This window comes from Streptomyces hebeiensis, assembly GCF_052983195.1.
Map to the genome: position 1 here is coordinate 6,249,369 of NZ_CM129812.1, position 12,132 is coordinate 6,261,500.

A 12,132-nucleotide genomic window follows, 5' to 3' on the forward strand; every position below is an offset into this window, starting at 1 on the left:
GTACGGCTCCGTGCGCTCCTTCAAGCACCAAGCCGTGGGCCAGGACGCCTATCGCCGACAGCCAGAACCTGAAGTCGACTTCCACATTCGTCGCACAGCGGCCGACCAGCGGCTACCAGTACATAGACGTCGACTATCAGCTCTCCATCGGCTCCCCCGACGCCATCGATCTCCTGCCCCCATTACCTGGGGTGGCGCAGAAGTGCGCTGCGACGACCAGTACGCCGTCACCAACACCGGCGGCTATGTGGTGCCCTGGTATACACCGACCCTCAAGCTCCCGCGCTCCGAGTACGGTTCGTCTGCCGACGTGATCGAGTGGGCCCAGCACAACCTCTCCGGCCACTGGGGACTGCGCGGCACCGGCCAACCCCTCCACCGACTGCAAAGCAAGCCACAGCAGACGAGCAACCGCCAGGCCATCTGCGGGACCACCAAGTTCACCAAAGACCCCGCCGTGCAAGATGACTCCTGCGACGAATTCCCCTTCGCCGGCACCTACGAAACCGGCGCCCTCAACGGCATCACCCACGGCAAGGACTGCGCCCAAGTGACCGCCGTGAGCGCGGGCACCAGCGGCGACCTCGCCGTGGACTGGCCCACCGTCACTACGGTAGGGACCGTCACCGGCAGTGAGAAGTGCGTACGCGGGCATATCCCCGCAGCGCTCAACTCAGACCTGGGGTCGACCTACGGCGGCTTCGTCGTCAGCGCGCGGCTCGGAGACAATGACCCGTTCTGGCTGAGCATCACCTTCTGACCTGGCTTTCGCCCATGGATTTCGGCGGTCAGCCTCGCAGGTCGTTGAGGCTGACCGTCGGCAGGGGACTCTCTGCGGTCCCGGACGACAGCGTGAGGCCGAACTCCCGCTCCACCGCAACCAGAGCCATCGCTGCCTGTGACCAGTCATCGTCGAATTCATCGTCCTCTGGGAAGAACCCGGCTTCCGCCAGGGCGTGGTTGACACGTGAGGGATCTGCGCCCGTCGTGAGATGCACAGCGTAATCGTCGTAGTGAGCCATGAGTTGCCTGTCGATCGCATGAGCGATGCGGGTCGTACCATCCATCACATGCCAGACCGAAACCGCCTCGGTTCCCACCGACAGGCGCGTGAGCACCGGGGTCTGGAGCAGCAAACCGTGGGCGTCGACGTCGAGAAGGAAGGTCCACTGACCGGCCTGGCAGATACGTGCCGCGGGGTTCTCGTGGCCGAATCCCAAGCGCCGGACAGCCTCGCCAGGGGTGTAGTGCGGGTACGGTGCCTGATCCGTGACGCTCAAGCGGGCCAGCACCTCGTCCGGCGAGACATCCCGCACACACGTGAGGCCGAAGTGATCCGACGGCACACACATGGCCAAGGATGATTCCGTCACTGCATCACGTCTTCCACTGGGGCGGCACGGCGCGCCCTCACCGACACTCGGGCAGCGGGTCGGCGGGCTGCACGTCTGTTCGCATGGGTCACCAGAACTGTACCGCTGCCCCCCGCTGGGTTCGTCGATGAATTAGTGGGTTGCTTGGGGTAGTTGGGATCGTTCATATGGTATGAGGCTCTTTGATGGATCGACGGGGTCGTTACGGGCGAAGCTTGAGGCGGTGACGCCGTATCTGGATGAGCGGCAGCGCCGGATCCTCTACGGCGCGGAGGCCCGGCAGCTGGGGGCACGGTGGGATCGCCGCGGTGGCACGGGCCGCGGGGGTCTCGAAGGGCTGTGTCAGCCGCGGCCTGGCCGAACTCGATGCGAGCGAGGAGCCGGACGGGCGGGTACGGCGGCCGGGGGCAGGGCGCCCGGCTCTGGCGGACAGGGACCCGGGTCTGGTGCCGGCCCTGCTGGAGCTGGTGGAGGACAGTACGCAGGGCGATCCGATGAAACCGCTGACGTGGACGACGAAGTCGTTGCGCCGCCTCGCGGACGAGCTCGCCGCCCAGGGCCGGCAAGTGGGTCGCGACACCGTCGCGGCACCGCTGAAGGCGGCCGGGTTCAGCCTGCGCGGCAACGCGCGGGTGCCGACCGGCAGTCAACACCCGGACCGGGACGCGTGGTTCGGGCGCCTGAACGCCACGGTGACCGCCTTTCTGAAGGCCTGTGACCCGGTGATCAGCGTGGATACCCAGAAGGACCTGGGGCGCAACACCGGCTTCGTCGTGGTGGGCACCGATCACGACACCGCCGCATTCGCCGTGGCCGGCCCGCGCCGCTGGTGGACCGAGGAGGGGACGGGCCGCCTACCCGCACGCGAAGCGCCTGCTGATGGGCCACCACCCGGAACCGATCCCCGCCCGGCTGATCGACCCCAGCGATCTCGCGATCTACGTCATGCACGCGACAGCCGCAGACCGCGAGGGCAAAACAACCCACTCATTCATCGACGGCCTCAGGGTGGAGCGAGGGGATGTAGCGATATAAAAGTGAATGTAGGCTGTTTCTGGTGCGTAGAGGTCGAATCCCTGGCTGGTGAGCGAACTGGAACTCACTCGGGAATGTGAGGACGTCGCGGTGGCGCGTGGAGTGTGACGCCTTCCCGGGCTGGTTCGGGGCCGGTGAAGGGTTGGCGGTGAAGTGGTGAACCCTGGAGGCTCGTAGGACGTACGCCGGCCCCGTGGCACGGGCGGCCGGGCGCCTGGGTGCCGCCACTTTCGTCACATAAGGCTCTCTGAAAACATCACGTCACACTCGTCCCGGCGACTCTCTCTACGGCTCCTCCTCGACAGTCTCGAACAAGAGACGAATCGGCCGTTTCCCCGGAAACGGGAGCGCCGGAGGAGCATCATGGTCACGTTGACGGGGGTGTGACATGGCCCATACCGTTTTCGCGCCATCGCGGTGTTGGGCCGTCAATGTCCCCCGCTCCACGGGTAGTTGGGAACGGGGAGGATTGCGCCGCAGGCAGGGACGGTCCTGGCGCTGGGCCCGGATCGTGCCGCACGGGGGGTCGGGATGAGTCTTTTCGAACGTAATCGTTCGTTTCTTGACGCCCTGACCCCGCAGGACCGCGCGGCCCTGCACGCGCTCGGAACGCGTCGCGTCTACCGGCCCGGCGAGTTGATGATGCGGGAGCGGGACACGACCACCTTCGTCCTCGCCCTGCGCTCGGGCTGGTCCGTCGTCTCGGTCGACACCGACCGCGGCGCCCGCCTCATACTGGCGCTGCGCGGCGCGGGCGAGGTGGTCGGAGACATGGCCGCCTTCGACCAGGGGCCGCGCAGCGCGTCCGTGACCGCACTGAGCCGGGTGGAGGCGACGGCGGTGTCGGGCGAGCGGTTCCGCAGCTTCCTCGCCGCGCGTCCGCACGCCACCTCCCTGATCATGCGTCAGCTCAGCGCCAGGCTGCGCAGTTCCGACGTCGAACGCCGGTCGCTCGCCTCCAGCTCCGTCCTCCAGCGCCTGGCCGCGCGGCTGGTCGAGCTGACCGAGCGGGTCGGCCGGACCGGCAACGAGGGGACCAGCGTCGAACTGCCGCTGCCCCAGCACGATCTCGCCGCGGCGATCGGCGCCACCCGGGAGGCGGTCGCCAAGGCGCTGCGGTTGCTGCGCGAACAGGACGTCGTACGGACGGGCAACCGGCAACTCGTCGTCACCGACACACACCTGCTGCGACTGCTCGCGGAGGGACGGTCGCAGCAGGGGCGCGGGGACCGGGAACGGGGAGGCCGGGGAGACCGGCCGGACCACCCCCGGCCCGGTACGGGGCCGGGGACCGTGTCCGGGAAGGACGGCCCGGGCGGAACGGGGCCGGGCAGAACCGGCCCGGGCAGAGGCCGGTCCGGAAAAACCCCGCCGACTGTGTAAACGGCTACATCGCCGGCCGCGCAGCGCGGCCAGGCTTGACCTGTCACCACCGCACAGGGGGATCAGTGAACAGCGTGGGAGCAGTCAACAGACTGGTGGTCTTCTGCGACGCCGTAGGGTCCGGCTCGCTGGGGATGGAGGCCAAGAAGCGCATGCGGAAGGGCCTGTACGGGGTCTTCGGCGAGGCGTTCGGGTCGGTCGGCGTACGGGCCTCCGGCCGGGTCCACCAGGAGGACCGCGGGGACGGCATCCTGGCCGCCCTCGACCCGGCCACACCGCCGACGCTCATGGTCGGGCGCTGGCTGGAGACCCTGTACCAGTCCCTGCGCGAACACAACGCGGGCACCGGGGAACGGCTGCGCCTGCGGGTGGGCATGAACGCCGGACCGGTGTTCGACGACGGCAGGGGGCTGGTGGGCAGGGCCGTGGACCTCGCCTGCCGGCTGTGCGACAGCTCCACCGCCAAGCGCGTGATGACCGACGCGCCCGACGCGGACCTGCTGCTGGTCGTCTCCGAATGGCTGTACGCCAACGTGGTGGCGGAGGGCGGGCGTTACATCGAGCCCGAGCACTACTGGAGCGAGCGAGTCAGCGCCAAGGAGACCGACGAGCGCGCCTGGTTCCACATCCCGCGGTTGACCGGTCCACCCGCCGCGCGGCCGTCGGGGCCGCCCGGGGAGGACCCGTTACCGCACCGGACCGGCGGTGGGCCGGCATTGGGGGACGGCCCGCCGCCACCTCGGGCCGGGACCGGTACGCCTTCCGGTCCCGGCCCGGGCCCCGGCTCGGGCCCGGGTCCCGGCTCGGGCACGGACACGGGCTCGGGTGCCGGATCCGGTGGCAGACAGATCACCGCCCACGGCGACTTCATGTACCTCGAGAACAACGTGATCCACAACTTCACCGGGTTCCGCAAGGACCGGGCCCCGCGCCGCGCCGACGGCTCGGGTGGCGCCGACGATGCCGGTGGTTCCGGTGCCCCGGGCCGGGAAGCCGGTGAGCGATCGTGAGCGACCAGGACGAGACCCCGGAGCCGGATGCTCCGCAGGAGGAACCGAAACAGGGCGCCCCCGCGGGCAAGGCAGGAGGCGGCTCGGCGGGCAAGGCGGGCTCCTCGAGCCCCGCGCAGCCGGACGAGGACGGCGACGGCCAGCCGGAACAGCCCGAGGCCAACCCCTTCGACCAGGCCGGCCGCAATCCGCTCGGCGGCTCCGGCGGCTCAGGCGGTATCGGTGGCGCCGGTACGGCCCACGCCGCCCGCCTGGCGTTCGCCGCGGGCCACGCGGGGCGGGCCGTCGGCTTCGGCGCGGACGGCCAGTACTTCGAAGGCAACACGTTCATCAGCCAGTACGGCGCCGGCGGCGGCCCCGCCATGGTCCAGGGCCCCGTACACGCCGAGGAACTGGCGCGCCTGGACGAGATCTACTGCCAGACCGACGGCTACCGGCACATGAAGGACCGGCTGCGGGAACGCGGACTGCTGGTCCTGTGCGGGGAGCCGGGCAGTGGCCGTACGGCGACGGCGCTCGCCCTGCTCGCCGAACTGACGGAGAACCGGGTGATCCGGCTGGACCCCAGCAGCCGGGTCCACGAGATCACCGCCGTCACCGAGGGCCACGGCCACCTCCTGGAGATCGAGGACGACGACGGGCCGGGCCAGGAGACCGAGCCCGCCGAGGGCCGCGGCCGGGCCCGGGTCCGCGCGCCCGTCCTGACCGAGCTGCACCTCGACCGGTTCCGCGGCCTGCTGGTCGGGTCCGGCGCGTACGGCGTGGTGCTGGTGGAGAGCGGCGAACTGGCCGACCGGCTGCTGCGCGGCCGGTACGGGGTCGCCTGCCCGTCACCGCCCTCCGGGCAGGTGCTCCGACGCCACCTGGAGGTGCTCCTCAGGGACGCGCCCGAGACCGCGCTCGACGAAGCCAGGGCGCTGGCCGGCCGGGACGACGTCAAGGCGGCCCTCGGGCTGCGGGAGCTGCGGCCGGGCGAGGCGGCCCGGTTCGCGGAACTGCTGGCCCGCCGCCTGCGGGGCGAGCTGACGCACGAACAACTGCTGGACGAGTGCACGACGTTCGTCCGCGCGCAGGCACGGGCCTGGTTCGCCGGGGCGGACCGGCCCGGCACCCTGCCCGAGGCGCTGCCGACGCTCAGCGCGGCCGCGTTCCGGATCGCAGTCGCCGTCTTCCACGGCTCGTCGTACAGCCTGACCGCCGAGGCCGGCGAGCAGCTCGCCTGGGAGCTGGCGGTGACGCTCGACCCCGGGACCGCCGTGGGCCGGCGGCTTTTCGGCACGCACGCGGAGGCCCGCCCCGCCGTCGCCCGGTCCGTACTGGGGGACGGCGAGCTGGACCTCGGGGACGCGAAGATCCCGGTGCGCGCGATCGGATTCCAGGGCGACGCGCTGGCCACCGCCGTGCTGCGGGAGGTCTGGCTCGGCCACCACAACGCACGCGGGCCCGTCGTGCGCTGGCTGCGTGCGCTGTGCGACGACCCGCGGCCCGTGCTGTGGGTGCGGGCCTCCATCGCGGCAGGCGTGCTGTGCTCGTGGGACCTGGCCTACGGCGTCGGGGAGATGATCGATCCGATGGCCGCGTCCGACAGCGCCGTGCAGCAGATGTCGGCCGCGACCGCGCTGGCGGAGGCGTCGCGGGAGCCGTCCGTACGGTCCGGTGTGCGCAGTCTGCTCAAGTCGTGGGCGAAGAGCGACAGCGCGGAGCTGCGCACCGCGGCGGTCCTGGCCCACGGCTACGGGATGGCGGCCGGGTCCGTGACCGCCTCGCTCGACGCGCTGGGCAAGGCGGTCCGCCTGGGCGAGGACGACGAGGACGACGACCGGGGCACGGACCTGCTCGCCGACGCGTCGTTCAGTGTGACGCGGCTGCTGGCGGGTCCGGAGCCGGAGACCGTACTGCGCCGCCTTGAGGACTGGCTGCACGACGGCCGCCGTCCGACCGTCACGCTGGCGCTGCTGGCCGTCATCGGCGCGCTCAGGACGCGCACCACGTACCTGTGGGGCCTCCAGGACGTGCCCGAACTGGACGGCCAGGGCGACCGGATGCTCGCCACCGGACTGCTGACGGTCCGGCCCGAGCTCACCGGACCGCTGGCGGCTCTGGTACGGCGCGCGCTGGCGACGGCCCGGTCCGGTTCGGTGGCCCAGGACGCGCTCGCCGCGCTGCTGCGCCAGGCGGCCGACGAGCACGAGAAGAACAGGAGTGGAGACGGGGACCGCCGCGACCGCGGGGACGGTCAGGACCGCAGGACCGGCCACAGGAACACCCGCGACCACGGGGACGCCCGCGACGGCGAGGCCGGGCTGGCCGGGCGGGACGGCGAGGCCGGCCGGGACGGCGACGACCCGCTGTGGACCGTGTGCCGCTTCCTGAGCCGGCTGGCCGTGGGGCGCAGGGACCGGGACCGGTTGCGCCATCTGCTGGCCCGGCTGGTCAGGGACCCCGACGAACCGCTGGACAAGGACGTCGCCCGCCGGATGTGGGACGCGGTGGGAGAAGGAGCAGAGAGATGAACGCGTCACCGCGGTACGGGGACGAGTACGGACAGCCGGGCCGGCCGGGGCAGCAGCAGGGCCGCCCGGGACCGCGACCGGGCCGGCAGGTGCAGCGGGAGGGCCGCCCGGGACAGGAGGGCCGCCCGGGGCAGCAGGGCGGGCCCTACCCGCGCCAGGGCGGCGGACAGCGCCGGCCGGCTCAGCAGCCGTACGAACAGGGGCAGTACGAGGAGGAGGGGCAGCGGTACGAACGGCAGGAGCCGGAGTACGAGGAGCGGCAGGGCGGGCAGGGGCCGTTCCCACCGCAGGGGGCGCCCGGCGCGTACGGCGGCCCGCCGCGGGCCCAGGGACAGGGTCCGGCACAGGGCCAGGGGCAGTGGCAGGGCCGGCCCCCGTCCGGGGACGACGCGGACGCGTCGTACTGGGAGAGCCCGGCGGGACCGCTCGTACGGGAGCGCCGGCCGCCCTACCGGCGCGAGAGCGGCCAGATCGCCGCGGTCCTGCTCTACTCGAACGGCGGGCACAGCGTGGTGTGGCCGGACCGCCGCGAGGACCACGACCGGCCGATGCTGCGTCCGCCGTACACCGTCTTCGAGGTACTGCTCGGCCGCAACGTCACCGTGTTCGACCTGGCGCTGCCCGCCGCGGGCGACGCGCAGTTCTTCGACACCCGGGTGGAGGCCCACTGGGAGGTCGAGGACCCGGTCGAGGTCGTCCGCAAGGGCGTGTGGGACGTGAGCGAACTGCTGTACGGCGAACTCCTCCAGGAGCTGCGCCAGGTCTCCCGGCGCTTCCGCCTCACCGAGGCGCAGCGCGCCGACGAGGCGATCCGGGACGAGCTCCGGGGCGGCCGGATCGACCTGGGCCGTGATCTGGGGCTGCGGCTGCGGATCCATGTGTTCGTCGACCTGAGCGACACGGTCAGGCGGCGCAAGAGCGAGGTCGAGGAGATCGACCTGGACATGACCAGGGACGAGGCCCAGGCCGAGGCGGACCGGCGCCGGGAGGCCGCGGAACGCCGGCTGGTCAGGGAGCGGGCGGCCGAGCTGGAAGCGGTGCTTCGCAGGGGCGAGGAGGCCGAGATCATCAGCCTGATGGCGAAGAACCCCGAGAAGGAGTGGGAGATCCGCCAGGCCATCAGGGAGGAACGACGGCAGGGCCAGGCCGACTTCCTGAACCTCTTCAACCGGCTGCTGGACACCGGCCACCTGGAGCGGCACGACATCGGGGACCAGATGTACGACATGCTCCAGTACCTGCGCGAGAGCGGCCGGGCGGTGATCGGGGGAGTGTCGGACCGGCTGCTGGCGGAACGTCCGTCGCGGCGGGAGCTGGAGGCGGCCACCCGGGACCGGTGGCGGGACGGCCGCGACGACGACCGGTACGACTCCCGAGGGGACGGGCGGGACGGACGGAACGGTGGGGACGGCGGGGACGACGACCGCCGTTACGACCGTCGTCCGGGCGGCGGCCGCTCGGGCGAGGACCGTCTCGGTGAGGGCCGGGACGGCGAGGCGGGCCGGGACGCGGGCGACGGCTGGGCCGACGACGGGTGGGGACGCGACAGGGACCGGGAGACCGGCCGGGAGAACGGCCGGGAGAACGGCCGGGACACCGGCCGGGACCGGGTCCGCGGCTCCTACGGGGGGCATGCCCCGGAGCCGGAACGGCCGCCGTGGGACGACGACGAACCGCGCGTCTACCGCCCCACCAGGGTCGAGTCCGGCGCCGAGCGCGACCGCCGGGAGCGGCTGAGCCGTGAGGAGGACCGGGAGCGCCGTGCCGAACGGGGGGCGGCACGGCGCGACTCCCGGCCCAGTGCCGACTTCGACGACTGGGAGGACGCATGAACGCCGGGGCCACGGGGGCCACACCGACCGGTGGGGACGCCCCGCACACGGAGCCGTACAGCCGTACGACGAGACACAGGTACACAACGACGAAAACGGGAAGGACGCGGGCGGCACGGGCGGCACACGGCGCCCGGGCGCCACATGGTGCGGGGGCGCCACACGGTGCACGGGCGGTACGTGGCGCACGCGCGGCGCTCGGCGCGCGCGCGTCGGCGGGACTCCTGCTGGCGCTGACGGCCGTGTTCACCCAGACGGCGGCCGGCCCCGGCAGCGCGACGGGCGCGCCGGGCCTGCCGCGCGCGGCGGCCGAGGGAGCCGACCCGATCGACTTCGCCGTGGTGGTCGACCAGTCCTCCAGCCTCTCCGACAAGGACCTGGCGCGGGAGGTGGAGGCCGCCGCGCTGATCGGCCAGGGCGAGATCTCCGAGCGGTCCCGGGCCACGGTCATCGGCTTCGGCAGTTCGGAGAAGCCCGGACAGTCGGCGGTGCGCGAGGTCTGCGAACCGACCGTCGTGGACGCGGCGGGCCGCAACCGCCTCAGCGACTGCGTCAAGGAACTGTCCCGCCGCGACAGCGAGAGGATGGGGCCGGGCACCGACTTCCCGGCCGCCCTGCGCCAGGCGGTCAACCGGCTGGGCGGGGAGGACGGCAGGCCCGCCACGCCCAAGGTGGTCTTCCTGCTCACCGACGGCCGGCTGGACGTGCGGGACAGCCCGGAGTACGGGCCGGACGCGGCCAGCCGGCAGGCCGAGGCGGCCAAGCAGCTGACCGAGGAACTCGGCCGGGCCCGCGAGGAGTCCGTCCAGATCTGGCCGCTCGGCTTCGGCCAGGAGATCGACCGGGGCGCGCTCGGTGACATGGCCGCCGGCGGATTCCGGGGCGGCTGCGCCGACCTGCCGTCCGCGGCGCCCCGGATGCGGGTGGTGGACAGCTCGGCCGAGATCGACAAGGTGCTCCAGGAGACCTTCGCCGCCGCGCGCTGCGCCCAGGTCGTCCAGGGCGAGGTCGGCAAGCCGCCCACGGACCTGACCGTGACGATCCCCAAGATCGCCACAGACGGCTCCATCACGGTCAGCAAGCACGACCCCAAGGTCACCGCGACGTACTACGACCCGCGCGGTCGCAAGGTGCCCACCCGGGGTTCGTACGACGGCTCGACGTTCGAGGCCACCGGGCAGAACGGCCCCGTGGAGGCGCTCCGGGTGAAGAACCCGCGCCCCGGCAAGTGGCGGGTCCACCTGGAGGCGCCGGACGGACACCGGGGCCGTGAGGTCGCCGTCCGCGCCATCTGGCAGGGCCGGCTGCGCTCGGCCGTCACGCTCGACCCGGCCTCTCCGCGCCCTGGAGAGCGGGCCGTGGTCGAGGTGCGGATGCAGACGCGGCGCGGCGTCGTCATCGACGATCCGGACGAGCTGAAGGGGGTCGAGGTCGCCGCGCGGCTGTCCGGCAGCGGTTTCGACGCGGTGACCGTGCCGCTCTCGGACGACGGCAGGGCGCCCGACGCGCGCGCCGGGGACGTGCGGTTCACCGGCAGGCTGACCGTCCCGTCCTCCGCCGACGGGGACCTGGCGCTGACGGCCGAGATGACGGCACCCGGCGTCACCGGCGACCACCGGCCGCTCAACGCCCGGATCTCCGCCGGGACGTCGCCCGTCGCGGCGTCCCTGACCGTCGCCCGGGACAGCGTCCACCCCGGTGGCGTGATCGAGGGCACCCTGGACGTCAGCAACAAGGACCAGGGCGCCCACCGGCTGCGGCTGGCCGTCACGGACCCGCCGCCCGGCGGAGGGCTGCGGGTCAGCCCCGGCATCGTCGAGGTGGCGGCGGGGGAGGAGCGGAGCGTGCCGCTCCGGCTGACGCTCGGCTCCGGTGTCCCCGTCGGTGAGATCGGCAGCCGGATCACGGTCACCGACACGGACGACGAGGGGCGCGCCCTGGACACCGTCTTCGTGGGCGTGCCGGTGGAGCCCACGCCCACCTGGTGGGACCGGTGGTGGGGCGCGGTGCTGGCGGCGGCGGCCCTGGCGCTGGCCGTGGCCGTCTTCCTGGGGGTGCGGATGACGGCGCTCCACAGGCGACGGGACCTGACGGGCGTCCGGCTGGAACTGTGCGGCGAGGGACTCCGGCCGGACGAGCTGACCGTGCGTTCCGGGCAGAGTCCGGGCGGGGCGTTCCACTTCGTGGTGGACCGTTCGCGGGGGGCAGCACCGTCGCTGGCCCGCGCCGGGTCCGGCCAGGGCGGCGCGTACCGGCTGCGGCGCACGGCGGCGGGGGAGTTCCTGCTCCGGCCGCGCCAGGGCAGGGAACGGTCGCTGCGGGCGGGAGAACCGGCGGGACTGGGCGACGGGCTGGAACTGGTGGTCCACGACCGGCGCACGGCGGGCGGGCCCGAGGACGCCCGAAGCGCCCGAGGCGTCCGTGGTTTTCGTGGCGCCGGCACCGGTACGGGTCGTCGGGACCGGGACGCCGACCGGAACCGGGCCGTCGGCGGGGACGAGTACGGAGAGAGGGACAGGTACGGGGAACGGGACAGGTACGGAGAAAGGGGCAGGGGCCGCGAGGGGGCCGGCGCCGGGAGCCGGGACACGGCCCGCGCCGACGACCGGGAGCGTGACCGCCACGGCGACCGGGATCGGGGCCGCGACCGGGGCGGGGACCGGGATCAGGAGCGCCGTCGGGGTGGCTGGGCCGGTCTGCGCGGCCGACGTCGCGGCGCCGCGACGCGCCGGGACGGCGACGGCCGCCCCGAGGACGGCCGGGACGGGCGTCGCGGCGACGGGAGCCGCCGGGACGGGCGTCGCGGCGACGAGCGGGCCAGGGACGACCGGGGCCGGGACGAGTGGGGCCGGGGCGAGGGCCGAGGGGGCGGTCGGCGCCATGACAGCGGCGGCCCGGCCGGCTCGGACGGGCAGGCCGCCGGTTCGCCGGGCCGGTTCGACCCCAACTTCTGAGCGCGGCGACCGAGTTCCGAGTTCTGAGTTCT

5 protein-coding genes and 2 pseudogenes are annotated in these 12,132 nt (G+C 73.1%); 6 read left to right on the forward strand and 1 reads right to left on the reverse strand.

Annotated elements, in window-relative coordinates:
• Positions 1-788: 788 nt before the first annotated feature.
• Positions 789-1,373, reverse strand: a complete 585-nt coding sequence (locus ACU6P3_RS26845) for a DUF6461 domain-containing protein (protein WP_447194464.1) — start codon at positions 1,371-1,373, stop codon at positions 789-791.
• Positions 1,374-1,545: 172 nt separating this feature from the next.
• Here ACU6P3_RS26845 and ACU6P3_RS26850 point away from each other — a divergent pair.
• From ACU6P3_RS26850 to ACU6P3_RS26875, 6 genes and pseudogenes are all read left to right on the forward strand, one after another.
• A pseudogene (locus ACU6P3_RS26850) lies at positions 1,546-2,255 on the forward strand (ISAzo13-like element transposase-related protein); the annotation flags it as partial.
• Between the two features lie 684 nt (positions 2,256-2,939).
• Positions 2,940-3,623 (forward strand): annotated as a pseudogene (locus ACU6P3_RS26855) (Crp/Fnr family transcriptional regulator); the annotation flags it as partial.
• Positions 3,624-3,865: 242 nt separating this feature from the next.
• Positions 3,866-4,801, forward strand: coding sequence for a nucleotidyl cyclase domain-containing protein (locus ACU6P3_RS26860; RefSeq protein ID WP_447194465.1), 936 nt, complete (start codon positions 3,866-3,868; stop codon positions 4,799-4,801).
• Positions 4,798-7,314: an nSTAND3 domain-containing NTPase gene (locus tag ACU6P3_RS26865; protein WP_447194466.1), complete on the forward strand. Its 2,517-nt coding sequence runs from the start codon at positions 4,798-4,800 to the stop codon at positions 7,312-7,314. Before ACU6P3_RS26860 ends, ACU6P3_RS26865 begins: the two co-directional genes overlap by 4 nt.
• Positions 7,311-9,146, forward strand: coding sequence for a hypothetical protein (locus ACU6P3_RS26870; protein ID WP_447194467.1), 1,836 nt, complete (start codon positions 7,311-7,313; stop codon positions 9,144-9,146). The genes ACU6P3_RS26865 and ACU6P3_RS26870 overlap by 4 nt, the downstream gene beginning before the upstream one ends.
• Before the next feature lie 242 nt (positions 9,147-9,388).
• A complete protein-coding gene (locus ACU6P3_RS26875) occupies positions 9,389-12,100 on the forward strand; it encodes a VWA domain-containing protein (RefSeq protein WP_447194468.1) in 2,712 nt (903 codons plus the stop codon).
• Positions 12,101-12,132 lie beyond the last annotated feature (32 nt).